The organism is Pseudarthrobacter sp. C4D7 (assembly GCF_013359725.1).
GTDB lineage: Bacteria > Actinomycetota > Actinomycetes > Actinomycetales > Micrococcaceae > Arthrobacter.
This window is the reverse complement of record NZ_JABFMW010000001.1, coordinates 62,434-78,361: the sequence shown is the minus strand read 5'-3', so window position 1 is coordinate 78,361 and position 15,928 is coordinate 62,434. Positions and strand designations below refer to the sequence as shown.

Annotated in this window: 13 protein-coding genes; 3 read left to right on the top strand and 10 right to left on the bottom strand. The window is 68.4% G+C overall.

What is annotated here, in order from left to right; translation table 11 throughout:
* Positions 1-103: 103 nt before the first annotated feature.
* Positions 104-1,192: a LacI family DNA-binding transcriptional regulator gene (locus tag HNO81_RS00390; RefSeq protein ID WP_175316192.1), complete on the top strand. Its 1,089-nt coding sequence runs from the start codon at positions 104-106 to the stop codon at positions 1,190-1,192.
* Positions 1,193-1,224: 32 nt separating this feature from the next.
* Here HNO81_RS00390 and HNO81_RS00385 read toward each other — a convergent pair whose 3' ends face one another.
* The 10 genes from HNO81_RS00385 to HNO81_RS00340 form a co-directional block, all read right to left on the bottom strand.
* Complete coding sequence (locus HNO81_RS00385) at positions 1,225-2,604, bottom strand: glycoside hydrolase family 32 protein (RefSeq protein ID WP_175316191.1); 1,380 nt, start codon at positions 2,602-2,604, stop codon at positions 1,225-1,227.
* 33 nt (positions 2,605-2,637) lie between these two features.
* On the bottom strand, positions 2,638-3,540 hold the full coding sequence (locus HNO81_RS00380) for a carbohydrate ABC transporter permease (RefSeq protein ID WP_175316190.1): 903 nt from the start codon (positions 3,538-3,540) through the stop codon (positions 2,638-2,640).
* Between the two features lie 8 nt (positions 3,541-3,548).
* Complete coding sequence (locus HNO81_RS00375) at positions 3,549-4,538, bottom strand: carbohydrate ABC transporter permease (RefSeq protein WP_175316189.1); 990 nt, start codon at positions 4,536-4,538, stop codon at positions 3,549-3,551.
* Positions 4,535-5,956 (bottom strand): extracellular solute-binding protein, encoded by a 1,422-nt coding sequence (locus HNO81_RS00370; RefSeq protein WP_175316188.1) that lies wholly within the window; start codon positions 5,954-5,956, stop codon positions 4,535-4,537. Before HNO81_RS00370 ends, HNO81_RS00375 begins: the two co-directional genes overlap by 4 nt.
* A 272-nt stretch (positions 5,957-6,228) precedes the next feature.
* Positions 6,229-8,307 carry a PhoX family phosphatase gene (locus HNO81_RS00365; protein ID WP_175316187.1) on the bottom strand — a complete coding sequence of 693 codons (2,079 nt, stop codon included), beginning with the start codon at positions 8,305-8,307 and terminating at the stop codon, positions 6,229-6,231.
* Between the two features lie 206 nt (positions 8,308-8,513).
* A complete protein-coding gene (locus HNO81_RS00360) occupies positions 8,514-9,551 on the bottom strand; it encodes an o-succinylbenzoate synthase (protein WP_254703241.1) in 1,038 nt (345 codons plus the stop codon).
* Between the two features lie 39 nt (positions 9,552-9,590).
* Positions 9,591-10,607, bottom strand: a complete 1,017-nt coding sequence (locus tag HNO81_RS00355) for a magnesium and cobalt transport protein CorA (protein ID WP_175316186.1) — start codon at positions 10,605-10,607, stop codon at positions 9,591-9,593.
* On the bottom strand, positions 10,604-11,131 hold the full coding sequence (locus HNO81_RS00350) for a GbsR/MarR family transcriptional regulator (protein WP_175316185.1): 528 nt from the start codon (positions 11,129-11,131) through the stop codon (positions 10,604-10,606). Before HNO81_RS00350 ends, HNO81_RS00355 begins: the two co-directional genes overlap by 4 nt.
* Positions 11,128-12,750: an ABC transporter permease gene (locus HNO81_RS00345; RefSeq protein ID WP_254703240.1), complete on the bottom strand. Its 1,623-nt coding sequence runs from the start codon at positions 12,748-12,750 to the stop codon at positions 11,128-11,130. The genes HNO81_RS00350 and HNO81_RS00345 overlap by 4 nt, the downstream gene beginning before the upstream one ends.
* A 1-nt stretch (position 12,751) precedes the next feature.
* Complete coding sequence (locus HNO81_RS00340) at positions 12,752-13,741, bottom strand: ABC transporter ATP-binding protein (protein ID WP_175316184.1); 990 nt, start codon at positions 13,739-13,741, stop codon at positions 12,752-12,754.
* Positions 13,742-13,794: 53 nt separating this feature from the next.
* On the opposite strand from HNO81_RS00340, the gene HNO81_RS00335 reads away from it, so the two are divergent.
* Positions 13,795-14,979 (top strand): MFS transporter, encoded by a 1,185-nt coding sequence (locus HNO81_RS00335; RefSeq protein WP_175316183.1) that lies wholly within the window; start codon positions 13,795-13,797, stop codon positions 14,977-14,979.
* 36 nt (positions 14,980-15,015) lie between these two features.
* On the top strand, positions 15,016-15,921 hold the full coding sequence (locus HNO81_RS00330) for a phosphatase PAP2 family protein (RefSeq protein ID WP_175316182.1): 906 nt from the start codon (positions 15,016-15,018) through the stop codon (positions 15,919-15,921).
* The last annotated feature ends 7 nt before the right edge of the window (positions 15,922-15,928 follow it).

Sequence of the window (15,928 nt, the reverse complement as noted above, 5' to 3'; positions counted from 1 at the left end):
GGAAGAGCGGCCATAGGTGAGCGGGCGTCGGGAGAGCGCGGAAGCTCACACGCGTTAGGTAAACTGCACCCAGCAGGACATCCGAGCACCCGAAGGACCGCCCATGAAGCGCAAGGCCACTGCCCTCGACGTCGCCAAGCTGGCGGGCGTCTCGCGCAGTGCCGTCTCCCTGGTGCTGAACGGCCGCGGCGACGGGAACGTGGCCCTCGAAAGCCAGCAGCGGATCCGGGACGCGGCGGCTGCGCTCAACTACTCCCCCAACAAGATCGCGCTGAGCCTGCGCAACCAGCAGTCGCGGGTCATCGGGATCGTGTCCGACCAGGTGGTCACCAGCCCCTTCGACGGCAACATCATTGCGGGCGCGGACGCAGTGGCCCGGGAGCACGGCTTCGTGACCGTGGTGATGGATACCGAGCTGGACGAGTCCCGGGACGAGAGCGCCGTGGAAACCCTGCTGGACCGCCAGGTGGATGGCCTGATGTACGTGACGGTGGGCCTGAGGCCGCTGCACGTCCCGGCCAACATGGCGCGGGTTCCGTCCATCCTGGCCAACTGCTTTGATGACCGGCCCGAGGCTGGGCTTCCGGCAGTGATTCCGGACGAGGTGCGCGGCGGCCGGGAAGCTGCGGAGCATGTGATGTCCCTGGGCCACCGGGACATCGCGTTCCTTGCCGGCGACTCACTGACCCCCGCGGCGCCCCGCCGGATCGAGGGTTACCGCGCAGCATTCAACTCCGCGGGGATGCCCGTCAACGAGGACCGCGTCATCCAGGTGGGCTGGGACATCGACGCCGGCTTCCACGGGGCCATGAAACTCCTCGAGGGCGTGGAACCGGCCGCCCGGCCTACCGCCATCCTGTGCGCCAACGACCGCCTGGCCATCGGCGTGGTGCTGGCGTGCTACCGCCTGGGCCTGAGCGTCCCGCAGGACGTGTCCGTCATGGGTTACGACGACGAATTCCGCATCGCCAAGGCCATGGTCCCGGCACTGAGCACCATGGCCCTCCCGCTCCGCGAGATGGGGGCGGCAGCGATGACGTCGCTGCTCGCCGAGGTGGGGTCAGCACCGGAGGGAACGCCCGACGACGGCGGCCCGGCTGCCGCCGCCGTTTCCGGCACCGCGCGGGAGACGATGGTTCCTTGCCGCCTGGTGGCCAGGGAGTCCACCGGCCCGGTCCCGGCCGGCCGGTAAACACCCCGCCGGCCTGGCCCCCGGTCCGCGGGCTACTCGGGCCTGGCCAGGCTCCAGACGTCCGCCGTGGCTCCCGAGGGAAGGCTCAGGTGCCACTCCTCCCCCGCAGCCGGGTAGGCACGCAGCGTGGTGGCCACCGAGCCGGCCCGGTACACCTCCACCAGGGAGGCGTCCACGAACACCCGCAGCTCTTCCCCCGCATCAATGCTGCCGCTGAACACCACCTGGCGGCTTCCGTTCCCCACAAGGACCAGTTCCACCGTGCCCTCCGCGGCTGACCTCACTACGGCCTCGGCGAAGGCCGGTACCGGCACCGTTCCGGAGGCGTGCGCGGAACGCAGCTCTCCGCGGTAGGCATCAACTTCCGGGGCAGGGCTGACCGCCAGGGCGCCGTCCACAATCGAGAGCTCGCGGGGGAAGGTCAGGACCCCTGCCCAGCCGGCGGCGTCGATCTCTTCCTGGCTCCGGCCGCGGCGCCCGTCCCGCCCCGGGCCTTCGTTGGCCCAGCCCCACAGCAGGGCACGGTCCGCCAGGGACACCACCTGCGGGGCGTAGAAGTCACGGCCCAGGTCGGACTTTCCGCCGGACCGCGGCGTGAACACGGGCAGTCCGGTGGCCGGGTCTTCGGCCAGTGAGCCGATCAGGTGGCCCACACCGTTGGCGTGCTCGTGTGAGTCGCCAGAGAGCCAGAGCGAGAACATCATCAGCCACGTTGCCTCACCGGCGGCATCGTTGTCGGGCACCTGTACCAGCTGCGGGCATTCCCAGATCTCGGCCGGGGTGAACTCCGCCGCGACCGGGTTCTCGGAGGTCAACCAGATGCCCTGGTACGTCCAGTCGGCCAGGTCGTCCACGGTGTAGAGCAGCAGGGCGGCGTGCCCGTTGGCCAGTCCGGCGCCCTGCATGGCATACCGTTTGCCGTTGAAACGGAAAATGAAGGGGTCCCGCACGGCGGTGACTTGTGGGTCCGCGGGCATGGTGGCGGCAACGTGGCCTCCCTGTTCCCAGTGGACAAGGTCATCCGAGCCGCGGGCGATAACCACCTGGGAGTGGCCCCCGTCGCTGCGGACGCCGGAGTACGCAGCGGTGGGAACACCGCCGTCGTCCGTCACCACCCCCGTCCAGCAACCGTACTCATCGGGGCCGCCGTCCTGCGGGCGAAGCGCCACAGGGTGCTCCTCCCAGCGGACCAGGTCCGCCGAGCTCACGTGTCCCCAGGCGATCCTGTGGTGCCGGGCCGAGTCCGGGTTGAACTGGAAGAACACGTGGTACCGGCCGTTGATAAAGCTGATGCCGTTGGGATCGTTGATCCAGCCCTGCGCCGGGCGCGGGTGGAAGCGCGGGAAGGCGGGGTCGGGGTGGGTGGCGGCAACGTCGTCAAAGCTGACGGTGGCGAGGTCCGGGGAGGTCATGGAACGGCCTTTCGGGCTTGAGGGGAGGGAGGTTTACTTGCCGGTTCCGGCCGTGAGGCCGTCCTGCAGGGCGCGTTGGCCGAAGATGAAGACCACCAGCGCGGGGATCATGGACAGGACCACGCCCGCCAGGACCACCGAGATGCTGCCGGTGCCCAGGTTTCCCTGCAGTGAGACAAGGCCCAGCGGGAGGGTGAAGTTCTGTTCGGAGATGGTGAGGATGAGCGGGCGGAAGAACTCGTTCCAGTGGAAGTTGAACGCCAGGATTCCCACGATTGCCATGCCGGGCATCGCCAGCGGCGCATACACCGAACGGAAGGTCCGCCAGGGGCTGGCGCCATCGATCGACGCGGCTTCGGCGAGTTCGGCCGGCAGCCCCATGAAGTACTGCCGCATCAGGAACGTGCCGAACGCCGTCGGGATGGCGGGGAGGATCAGGGCGAGCAGGGTATCGGACAGGCCCATCCCGCGGATCAGCATGAAGACGGGCACGATCGTCACCTGAACAGGCACCATCATGGTGGCCAGGACAATCGAGAACAGCGCCCCGCGTCCACGGAATTTGAGGTGCGCAAACGCGTAGCCGGCCAGTGCGGATGAGACCATCTGGCCCACCGCGATGATTCCGGTGACCAGGGCGCTGTTGAGGACCAGCAGGAAGATATTCAGCTGCTTGAATACTTCCCCGTAGGAGGTGAAGTCCGGGTTCCAGGGAATGAACGACGGCGGCAGCTTGAACGATTCCGACGGCGACCGCAGCGACGTGGACAGGGTCCAGAGCACGGGACCGAGCGTCAGGGCGGCGGCGAGCAGCAGCAGGAGGGTCCGGACGGCGAAGCTCCAGTTGAACTTCTTCCGGTTGGGCGTGGTGACGGGGAGGCCTTGGGAGAGCCGGGGGGAATGTCCGGCCAGTCCGCGGTCAGTGGTGGTTGTCATGGCTGGCCTTACTGGTAGAAGACGAATCGTTTGCTGAGCCGGAACTGCGCGGCCGTGATGGCCATGATGATCAGCGTCAGGAGCACGCCGATCGCGGATGCCTGGCCGAATTCAAGCCGTTGGAAGGCCGATTCGAAGATGACCATGACGGCGGTGCGGGTGGAGTCGCCGGGGCCGCCGCGGGTCAGGACGTAGGGCTGGTCGAAAACCTGCAGGGCGCTGATGATCGCCATGACCGAGGCAACAAGCGTGGTGGGGCTCAGCAGCGGCAGCGTCACGTGGAGGTGCTTGCGCCAGCCGGTGGCGCCGTCGATTGCGGCAGCCTCATATGTCTCCACGGGAATGGAGGCCAGTCCACCGATGAACAGCAGGAAGGAGAAGCCGAAGTTCTGCCAGACGTACACCAGGATGACGACGGCGGCCGATCCGCCGGGGGTGGTCAGCCAGGGCACGGCGGGGATGCCCACCAGGGACAGGAACCAGTTGACCACGCCGAACTGTTCGTTGAAGAGGTACCGCATGAAGATGGACACCGATGCGGCGGACAGGATCAGCGGGAAGAAGAACGCAGACCGGAAGAACACCCGCAGCCACGCCGGCATCTTCTCCTGCACCATGACCGCCAGTGCCAGGGCCAGGCCCAATTGGAGTGCCACGGCCACCACCACGAACACGATGGTGTTGAGGAAGGACACCCGCACGGTGGGGTCCTGGACCACCTCGGAGAAGTTGTTGAAGCCCACGAAGGTTGGTGCCGAGATGATGTCCCAGCGGAAGAAGGCGAGGACAACCGAGGCCACGATGGGGATCAGGGTGAACAGGCCCATGCCCAAAATGGTGGGGGCAAGAAAGATCCAGGCCAGCCAGCGCTGGTTGTGCCTGGAGCCGGTGGTGGCGGCACCGCCGGTGCCGCCGGCGCCGTGGGTGCGGGCCGTCGTCGTACGTGCCCTGCCTGCGGCCCCCCTGGGCCGTTCGCGGGGCGGAGTGGTGGTGCTCATGACTGCCTCCTCAGGGCAAGTTCAAGGTCGCGCTGCATGGATGCGAGGGCCTGCTTGAGCTGTTGCTCGTCCCCGCTGACGGCAAGGGAAACGTTCTTCATCAGAGCGGTTTCGACGGCGGCCTGCTGGGGCGGTGCCGGAATGGGGCCTGTGGTGGGGAACCGGTCCAGGGTGTCGTAGAAGACCTTCCAGTGGGCGGGGCCCTTGCCGGCGTAGAGCTGTTCGTTGACCATGGAGCGGCGCGCCGGCGTGGTGATCGGGTTGGGGAAGATCAGTTCCATGGCCTCACGGCTGGAGCTGAACTTGATCCATTCCCAGGCGGCGTCCTTGTCCTTGGCGGTCTTCATGATCGCGTAGCCGGCGGTGCCGAACTGGTGGCGCTGGGTCTTCCAGCGCGGAAAGAACTGGACGTCGAAGTCGTTGGCGCCCATGCCGGCTTCATGCAGCCCCTGCACCCAGTAGCCGCCGGCGGGAGTGGTGCCGATCCGGTTGGAGGCGAACAGGCCCACCAGGGAACTGCCGCCGCCTTCTTCCGGCCGGACGCCCAGGCCGTCCTTGACCAGGCCCCGGAGGTAGTCGAAGGACTCGAACACGCGGTCGTCGTTGGCGTTGGGTTCCAGCCACTGGTAGCCGCCGGAGCGGAGGCTGCGGGAGGGATCGTTGGCGTAGAAACCGTCCCAGAGCCAGTCGCCGCCCGCCGACTTGGTTTCCTTGAGGAAGCTGGTGTCGTTGGCGTAAAGCCACGGGACCACGCCGCCGAAGAGCCGGTTGGTCCAGTAGTAGGGCGTGAAGTCAGAAGTCCGGGCCTTGCGCATCGCGGCGAGGCTGTTGCGGAAATCGGTGTGGGTCCAGTCGTCCGCGGGCCGGTCCAGGCCTGCCTGCGCGAAGGCGGCGGTGTTGTAATACATGTTGGCCGCGTTCCAGTCCATGGGGAGCTGGTAGAGGCTGCCCTTGTACATGAAGGCTTCCACCAGGCTGGGGTGGACGTCATCGAAGAACTCGCGCATGTCCGCGGCGTCGCGGCGGATGTATTCGTCCAGCGGGTGGGCCAGTTTTTCGGCGAACAGCTGGGCGCCCTCGGTGGCCACGTACACCACGTCCGGCGGGGTGCCGGCGGCCACCATGGTGAGGATCTTGGTGAAGAAGTCTTTCCAGTCCACGGCCTGGATGGCCTGGACCTTGACCCGGATCTCCGGGTGGAGTCGGGTGAATGCGTCGATGGCACGCTGGCGGGCGGCGGCGTCCGCGGCGGTGCCCATGATGGCGATGCTGAGGCTGTCGTCTCCGCGGCCCGGAATGTCCGTTCCGGAGAGCCGCGGCCACGACGCCACGGTTGCTCCGATTATTCCCGCGCCGAGGGCACCCAGGGCAGTACGGCGGGTGATCTCCCGCAGGTGCCCGTCAATGGCTCCGGTCATGTCCTTTTCCTTCCTAACACGTGTTAGGAACTGTAGATGAACCGCCTAACACGTGTCAAGCATCACACTGCGATGCCTCTTTAGCAGCCGGACAAGCTGGCATTAACGCCGAAACGCCCGCCCACCATTCCGCCGGAAGGAGCAGAAGGTGAGCGGGCGTTTAGGGAAAAGCCGCCAAAGGTGATGGTGCGTCCCCGGAAAAGCCGCCAAAGGTGATGGCGCGTCCCCGGAAAAGCCGCCAAAGGTGATAGCGCGTCCAGGGTGGGCGGGGGTTAGCCGCGGAACACCTGGACCACCGAAGGACGGGGCGCGCGCACCTTGCCGGGCGCCGGCGTCGTACCTGCCTGGACGTAGTCCGGGAAGTAGGAGTGCGGCGCCTCGAAAGTGCCTTCCTCGCCCGGGTGCTGCACGGAGACGAACACGGTGCGCTCGTCGTCGTGGATGACCGGGCCGCAGGTTTCGGCGTCACGCGGGACGGACAGGAACTGCTCCACCTTGCCGCGCTCGGCCCCGTCCAGGGTGACCTTGAAGAGGCCGTCGTTGTAGCCGATGCCGGAGGGGGCGCCGTCGGTGGAGATCCAGAGGTTGCCCACGGAGTCGAAGGCCACGTTGTCCGGGCAGGAGATGGGCGAGACCTTGTCCGCCGGGTAGCCGGAGAAGTAGGTGACATCGCCCTGCGCCGGATCGCCGCAGACCATCAGGAGGGTCCAGTTGAACCTGGTGGAGGCCTGGTCGCCGGTTTCGGTGATTTCCACGATGTGGCCATCGCGGTTCTGTGTGCGCGGGTTGACCTCGGTGGCGCCTTCCTTGGTGCCGGTGCCGCGGTCGGAGTTGTTGGTGCAGACCACGTAGACCTTGCCGGTGTGCAGGCTGGGCTGGACGTCCTCGCAGCGGTCCATCTTGGTGGGGCCCACCTTGTCCGCGGCCAGGCGGGTGTACACCAGGACCTCTTCCACGGACATGCCGGGCACTGCGGACTTTCCGCCGACCACCAGCGGAAGCCATTCGCCGGAGCCGTCGAACGCTCCGTCGGACGGAAGCGCACCGGTTCCCGTGATTTCCGCGGCGGGCGAGTTGCCGGTGAACTTGGCAACGTAGAGGTCGCCCTCGGAGAGCAGGTTCATGTTGTGCCTGCGGTCGGCAGCCGTTGTGCCTGAACGGTATGTGTCCGCCGTGACGAACTTGTAGAGGTAGTCGAACTTCTCGTCGTCGCCCATGTAGGCCACCACGTGCCCGGATTCGGCCACGATCACATTGGCGCCCTCGTGCTTGAACCGGCCCATGGCGGAGCGCTTTTTGGGGGTGGAGGTGGGGTCGAACGGGTCCACTTCCACGATCCAGCCGAAGCGGTTGCTCTCGTTCTCGTAGCCGGCGTTGCGGGTGTCGAAGCGGGGGTCGTCCAGTTCCCACTGGCGGGCGGTGGGCTTGGCGGTGAGGCCGTAGCGCTTGTCGCCGGCCGAGGTTCCGCCGGCCACGAAGTAGCCGTTGAAGTTTTCCTCACCGGAGAGGATGGTGCCCCAGGGGGTGGTGCCGCCGGAGCAGTTGCCGAACGTGCCCTTGATGGCGCGGCCGGACGGATCGGCCACGGTCTTGACCAGCGCCGAGCCGGCAACGGGGCCGGTCAGTTCGTAGGTGGTGTCGGAGAGGTAGCGGCGGTTCAGCGGCGCGCCCTTGACGTAGCTCCACGGCTTGGTGGTGTTCTTGCGTTCCAGTTCCACCACGGCCAGGCCATGGGCGGCGCGGCCGATCGCCCGGGTTTCCACGGGGTCGTAGCCGGCTGGGACCATGATGTTTTCGTTGGTGTATTCGTGGTTGGTGAACAGCACCGCCCGGCGGCCCTTGCTGCCGGGGATTTCCACGATGTCCGTGTAGTCGTTGTTGTAGCCGAACTGGCGTGCCTGGGCGGCGGCAGTCTGGTTGTTCAGGTCGAACTCGGGTGAATCGCTGAACAGCGGGTCCCCCCAGCGGATGATCGGCTGCCAGGTGAAGCCCTCCGGCACGGTGAAGGCGTCGACGGCCTTGTCCACCGGCTTGATGGCGGTGAACTGCAGTTTGGACTTGCCGAAGCCTTCCTTGGCGGCCTTGGACAGTCCGGCTCCTGAGGCGGGCTCGGCGGAGCTGACGGCTGAACCGAGGGCGACGGCGAGAGCTCCGGCGGCGCCCAGGCCCAGGGCGGCGCGGCGGGACAAGGTGGCGGAGGCGATGTCGCGGAAGTAGCTGTTGGAGCTGGTGTTGCAGACGTCGCCGGCGCAGGCGTTGTCGCACTTAAGCGCGCAGGTGACGGGGCTGCGCTTGCCCTTGGTATGGCCGAGCATGGGCAGCAGGGTGAACTTGCGGGCAGTTTCAGACATGGGGAACCTTCCAAGGAATCTCTCTGGGGTGCCCGTCCACCCTTCCAGCCGCTTCCTACAGGAACCCATCGATTGGATGAAGTTACGGTTAACCGCCAGTGACCTGCGGGAAGAGGGCGTGGGCCGGGAGATTCCCGGTCAGCGAGAGGCCCATGAAACGTGATCCATTGCTGGGTAAACGCCGTTTTGGGGCGCGAGAACGACGTTTACTCAGCAATCGATGGGGTGAGGAGGGCGTGGACGCGGCTGAGCCGGTCCAGCCACCAGTCCCGCCGTTCCGCGGAAGCCGCAAACCGCTCCAGCAGCCCGGCGCCAGCGGCCACATCGCGGAGGCGGATGGCGCCGTCGTCGGCCACCAGGGGGTCCAGCGTGACGTCCGATTCGAACAGGGACACCGTGCCCAGGCCGCAGGCATAGGGCAGCTCCGGCAGTGCGGCGGCGAGCGCCAGCCCAGCGCGGATGCCCACGGAGGTGTCCAGGGCGGAGCTGACGACGGCGGGAAGTCCAGCCTGCGCCACGATGTCCAGCGCGCGCCGCACTCCCCCCAGCGGCGCCACCTTGACCACGATCAGGTCAGCCGCACCGGCCCTGGCCACGCGGAGGGGGTCGGATTCCTTGCGGACGCTTTCGTCCGCCGCGACCAGCACGGGAGTCCCCGCATCGCGCAGGCGGGAGCGGACTTCGGCCAGGCCCTCAATGGTCGGGACCGGCTGCTCCGCGTATTCCAGCCCCACGGGCGCCAGCCGGGTCAGTGCCGCCACCGCAGCGGGCACATCCCAGCCGCCGTTGGCATCCACGCGGACGGCGGCGTCCGGCAACGCGGCACGGACGGCGTGGAGCCGGGCCACGTCGTCGTCAAGGGTCTGCCCGCGTTCCGCCACCTTGACCTTGACGGCGTCCACCCGGCCGAACCGGGCCAGCACGTCCGGCACCCTGTCTGCGGACACGGCCGGGACCGTGGCGTTGACGGGAACGGAGGTCCGCAGCGGGGCGGGAAAGCCCTGCCACCCTGCTTCGATGGCTGCCGCCAGCCACCGGGACGCCTCCGCGTCCTCGTACTCCGGGAACGGGCAGAACTCACCCCAGCCGTGGGGGCCGCGGAGCAGGAGGGATTCCCGCTGCAGAATCCCCCTGAACTTCACCCGCATGGGCAGGCTCACCACGTGGGCGCCCGCCAGCAGTTCTTCCAGCGGGGGAACCGGTTGAGGCAGGTCAGGGGCGGGCGGAAGGCCGGGGTTGGGCATGCCGTTTACTGTACGCGGGCCCCGGCAGCGCCTTGACGCTCAGATCCACTTGTTGTGCTTGAAGGCCAGGTAGAGGACCAGGCCCATGGCCACCATCAGGCCCAGCGCATACGGGTAGCCGTAGGTCCAGGCCAACTCCGGCATGGTGGCAAAATTCATGCCGTAGATGGAGGCCACCAGGGTGGGGGCGAAGAGGATGGCGGCCCAGGAGGAGATGCGCTTGACCTGCTCGTTCTGTTCGAAGCTGGACTCGGTCATGCGCTGCATCTCGTCATTCTGCCGCTGGGCCACCAGGGCAGCGTTGACGGCGAGCGCGTTCTGGAGCAGGGCGCGGAACGAGGCCACGCGCTCGTTGATGCGCAGGACGTGGTCCAGGACGTCCCGGTAGTGGTCGCGCAGTTCCGTGGCCTGTCCGCGGTCCGGGGTTCCCGCCATCAGGGCCTGCAGGAGGCCGGCGAGCGGGCTGGTGGCCCGTTGGAAGATGATGACCTGCCGGGACAGTTCGTAGATCCTGCGGGATACGTCCGGGTCGGCGCCGAAAAGGTCGTCCTCGATTTCGTCGATGTCGTTTTCCAGGCCTGACACCACGGGTTCGTATTCGTCCACCACCTGGTCCAGGATGCCGTAGAGTACTGCGTCCGGGCCCAAGGCCAGGAACTCGTGCATGGACTCCATGCGGCGCCGGACCTTGGCAAGGTCCGGGGATTCGGCGTGCCGGACGGTGACCACGTAGTCATCGCCGGCGAAAACGTGGATCTCGCCGAAGTCCACCTTCTCCACGTCATCCCGGTACCTGGCCGGCCGGAGCACCAGGAACAGGCACTCGCCGTAATGCTCCAGCTTGGCCCGCTGGTGGCCGGTGAGCGCGTCCTCGATGGCCAGGGCGTTGAGGTCGAATTCCTCGCCGACGGACTGCAATTCCTCAGCGTCCGGCCGGTAGAGGCCAATCCACGCCATCCCCTCGCGCTGGCGGAGCAGGAAGTACGTCTCGTCAAGGTCCTCCGGGTCTTCCGTGCGCAGGCCGTTCACGTACACCGCGTTGTCGATGATGGTCACGGCTCCGCCTCCCGTTCGCGTTCCCAGTCGTCCAGCAGGGCCGGCATCCGGGAGTTGAGGAACCGGTAGAACCGGGCCATGTCCGCCACCCGGGCCCGGGCAGCAGATCCTTCCGGGAGGGTGCCCGCGGTCGCGTCCGTCAGGGCCGCCAGTTTCTCGTAAAGGGGGCTGGTCCGCATAGACACCACGTACCACTCGTCCCGGTGCAGCGCGTACAGGTCGCGGCGGCTGCCCGGCTGTGAGATCCGGTGCACAAAGCCCACCGTCTGCAGGTACCGCACGGCACCGGAGACGGCCGCCGCGCTGGCCCCCAGCCGTTCCGAAAGCTCCGCGGCGGTGAGGCTCCCCTGTTCCGAAGACACCAGCGCCAACAGCGCCCGCGCCGGCATCTTGGGGAACCCGGCAGCGGCGAAGGCGGCGGCCGTGCGTTCGGCGGCAGCGGCGGTGGCGTCCGCGGTGGAATCCGCGGCGGACGCACCACGTTCAGCCGCCGTGCCGGCCACCAGCCCGGTGTCGGCACTCATGCCGGACCCACCTCCCGCCGCCGCATCGCCGCAAGAGCCAGCGCGGCGGCCGCCACGGCAATCAGCAGCATCCACCACGCCCCGCTCCAGTCCGTTGCGTCGCCATGTGGCACGGGCGTGTGCGCGAACGGCGAGAGGTTGCGCAGGCTTTGGTCAATGCCCAGCATGGCGCCGAGGATCCCCAGCATCACCCCGAGGGCCAGCAGGGCCCAGCTGGCGGCGATGGTGGCGGCGGGCCACAGGACAAACACCAGCGCCGGAACCGACAGATAGATCAGCGCCGCCGGCAACTGGGCAAGCGCGGTTTGCCAGAGTGCGTCAGCGGGCATGGATTCATCGCCAGTGCCCGTGAGGGTGGTCCACGCCCCCACTCCCGCCAGGCCCACCACCAGCACCACGGCGGCGGCGCCGAGCAGCAGGTATCCGGCCAGCCACCGCATCCGGCCCACGGGGGTGGACAGCAGGAGTTCAGCGGTTCCTGCCGCCTCTTCCTGCCGCAGCCTGATCACGGCCTGCAGGGCACACGCAGCGGCCAGGACCCCGGCCATGGAAAACAGCACGGACACCATGAGCTGGGTGAGCGAGGTTCCCTGCGACTGGAGCATGGCGCGCAGCATGGCCGTGACGTTGGTGTCCGGGGTGTCGACGGCGGCAATCGCCTTTCCGAGCGAGCCTGCCAGCAGCCCCAGGGCCAGGCCGCTCACGCCCCATCCGGTGATGGATCCCGCCTGCAACCGCAGGGCAAGGGCAACGGGACTGCGGAGTCCCCGGCGGGCATTGGCCCGTCCCGGCCGGGCTTCCCAGATACTGGCGCCGGTATCGCGCGCGCCAAGGATGAGCCAGGCGGCGGCGAGGCTGGCCACGCCGAGTCCCGCCGGCAGCAGCAGCGGCCAGCCGCGGTCCCCGGAGAACGCAAAGGTCTGCTGGCCCCAGCCGATGGGTGAGAACCAGCTGGCCGCACCCTCGGTCATGGTGGTCCCGTCCGCCCCGGGCGTTCCGGTGGCGTCACCGATCCCGCGCAGGAGGTAGGCCAGGACCACCAGCGAGGCAGAGACGCCGTTGGCGCCGCGGGAGGTTCCCATGAACTGGGCCACCAGCAGCCCCACCCCCAGGAAGGAGAGCCCGACGGCGCCCGTGGCGGCCCCGGCGGTCAGGGAACCCTGGGCGTCCAGGCCCTGCGAGCGGAAGCCGGCAAAGACTGCGAGCGCCACCAGGACGTTGGCCGTGATTCCGTGCAGCACGGTGGCGGTGTTGGGCAGCAGCCGTCCGGCCGGCGTTGCGGCCACCAGTTCTGCCCCGCCGGTTTCCTCGTCAGCCCGGGAATGGCGTACCACCAGGAAGGTGCTCATGAGGCCGGCCAGCAGCGCCAGGAACGCGTAGATCAGGAAGAACGTGAAAGCGCCCTGGTCTGCGCCGCGGGGCAGGCCGCGGAGCATCAGGACGGCGGGCGTGGCGATAGCCACCTGCAGGATCTCGGTGCGGCTGGCCACGTTGCCGTAGGTCTGGGTGACGGCGGCGGCCGCGAACAGCGCGAATACCCCGATGGCCGCTATCCAGCTGGCCAGTTGCCAGCGGTCCCGGCGCAGCCGCTGGCCCCACAGTGCCACAAGGACGCCCATGTCAGTTCCGTCCCCTCGCGCCCAGCAGGTGCCGGCGGGACCCGTGGTGCGGTTCGGACGGCGTTGCGGCGCCGGGTTCAGCACCGACAACCCTTTCCCCGTAGTGCCGCAGGAACAGCTCCTCCAGCGACGGCGGAACGATCGTCAGGCCCTGCACGCCCAGGGAACCCAGCGCGGGAAGTACCTCGGCGATCCGGTCCGAGTCGGCGCTGAACCTGACCCGCCCGGCGTCGAGCGTCAGGTCATGCACCGCACCCAGGCGGGCCAGGGCGTCCGCGTCCAGGCCGTCCGCCGCGAACGAAACCTCTGACCTGGTGAGGTGCCGCAGGGAGTCCAGCGTGCCGCCGTCAACAATCCTGCCCGCGCGGATAATGCTCACGCGGTGGCAGAGCACTTCCACCTCGGAGAGGATGTGGCTGGACAGCAGCACGGTGGCCCCGCGGTCGACGGCGGCCAGCAGTTCCCGCCGGAACACCTCCTCCATGAGCGGGTCAAGGCCGCTGGTGGGTTCGTCCAGGAGGTAGAGCTCGGCATCGGTGGCGAGGGCTGCGATCAGGGCGACTTTCTGCCGGTTGCCTTTGGAGTAGGTGCGCCCCTTCCTGGCCGGGTCGAAGTCGAAGACCTGGCAGAGCCGGTCCTTCCGGCGCCGGTACGCGGCACCGTCCGCCGTGCCGCCGCGCAGCCGCGAGAGCAGGTCGATCGTTTCGCCGCCGGAGAGGTTGGGCCAGAGCCGGACGTCGCCGGGTACATAGGCCAGCCGGCGGTGCAGGTCCACCGCCTGGGTCCACGGCTCGAAGCCCAGCACGGTTGCGGAGCCGGAGGTGGCCCTGGCCAGGCCCAGGAGGACCCGCAGGGTGGTGGATTTTCCTGCGCCGTTCGGGCCCAGGAAGCCGTGGATCTCGCCCTTCTGGACGTCCAGGTCCAACCCGTCGAGGGCCCTGACGCGGCCGAAGTGCTTGTACAGCCCTACTGTCTGGACAACGGTGTTCATGGCCCCAGTCTGTAAAGTTTTCACAACTTTGTGAAGGTACTAAAGTCCCAGCTATGACCCCCGACAAAGCCGGGCCAGGCGCACAGGCCACCCGCCCGGCAACCGCACCCCTCTATGCCGCGGGGTTCGTCACGGCTTTCGGTGCCCACAGCATCGCGGCAGGGCTGGGCTCACAGAGCGGCAACATCGGCCTGACCCTGCTGAACCTCGGCATCCTGCTGGCCCTCTACGACGTGGCCGAGGTGTTCCTCAAGCCGGTCTTTGGCGCCCTCAGCGACCGCATCGGCGCCAAACCGGTCATTGTCGGCGGCTTGTTTGCCTTTGCCGCCCTGTCCCTGATTGGCCTCGGCGCAGCTGACCCGCTCATCCTGGCCCTGGCCCGGCTGGGACAGGGCGCGGCAGCGTCGGCCTTCTCGCCGTCGTCGTCCGCCATGGTGGCACGGCTGGCCCGCGGCGGGAAGGCGGGAACCTACTTTGGCCGTTACGGGTCCTGGAAGAGCCTGGGCTACATTATTGGGCCGCCGCTGGGCGCCGGCCTGATCCTGGCCGGTGGTTTCGCCCTCTTGTTCGGCACGCTGTCAGTGCTGGCGGCGGCCACGGCTGTCTGGGTGCTGGCTTCTGTACCGCACCTGGCACCGCTGCCGCGGAAACGTTACACGGTAATGGACCTGGCCCGGCAGGTGGGTGAGCGCCGTTTCCTGGTCCCCACGCTGGTGCTGGCCGCGTCGACCGGTGCCCTGGGTGCCGCCGTCGGCTTCCTCCCCGCCCTGGCCACGCGCCACGGCCTGGACGCCTTCGCGGGCACCGCCGCGGTGAGCGTCGTGGCACTGGGCTCGGTGCTCACCCAGCCGTGGATCGGCAGGCTCCGGGACCGGCACGCCGTCAGCGACAACAAGGGCACCACCACCGGCCTGCTCCTGGTGGCCGCGGGCATCGCCCTGGTGGCGGCCGCCCCGGGCGTGGTCACCATCTTCCTCGCTGCGGCGCTGATCGGATCCGGCATCGGCGTGACCACCCCGCTGGGCTTCGCCCACCTGGCAGACACCACGCCGCCGGAACGGATGGGCCGGACCATGGGCTCGGCGGAACTGGGCCGCGAACTCGGCGACGCCGGCGGGCCGCTGCTGGTGGGGGCCATCGCCACTGCCACCGCCCTGCCGTTCGGGCTGGGCGCGCTGGCACTGCTGGTGGCTGCCGCCGCCCTCCCCCGGCTGGACCCCGCCCAACCCGCCGGCTGAGCGTCCTTCCAGCTTTTTATGTCACCCTTAACCGCGATGACTTCTTCACGGCAACTCTCCGCCCGGACTCCGGCACGGCCTTCCCCGGGCTCGGCGTTCCTGTTCGTGCTGTCCACCATGGCGTGCCTTGCCGGACTGGTTGCCACCTACTACTTCTTCGTCCAGACCACCACGGGCCAATTCATCGACGAGTCCGCGCTGGTGGAAGCCGTGGAGATGCACGGGCCCGCAGGGAAGGCCGCCACCCGGTTCCTGGACTGGCTGCCCACCATCTCGCTGGTGATGGCCGCCGTCGTGGTCCTGTTTGTCACGGTGATCCGGCGGCACTGGGCCGAAGCCGGGATTGCCGTGGCAGCGTGCATCGGCGCCAACGTGGCCACACAGGTGCTGAAGGACCTGCTGCCGCCGCGCCCGGACAAGGGCGTGCTGACCCTGGAATTGAACTCGCTGCCCTCCGGCCACACCACGCTGGCAGCCTCCGCCGCGGCGGCCGTGTTCCTGATGGTCTCTCCCCGCTGGCGTCCCATGGCCGGTTTCATCGGCGGCACGTTCGCCATCGCGTCCGGGGTGTCCACCCTGATCAACCAGTGGCACCGCCCGGCGGACGTGGTGGCGGCGTTCCTGCTGGTGGGTGCCTTCATGATTCCGGCCGGCTGGCTGATCCTGCGCCGCGGGTCCTGGAATGAGTGGGACGGGTTTGGCGGGCACCTCGGCTCGGCCCGGATCTGGCTGACGCTGCCGGTGCTGATCGGGCTGGCGTCGGCCGGGGTTGCGGTGTATTCATTGATCCGGATTGCTCCCAGCCCCTGGCAGGAAACCAGTACCACCAACTACTTTTGGGCCGGCATCTCGCTGATCGTGATCGCCGGATACCTGGCCACGGTGGCCACCACTTCGCTGTTTGCGTTCGCCTCGCGGCGGCGGGGAACGCCCCGGAGGTAAATGCCCC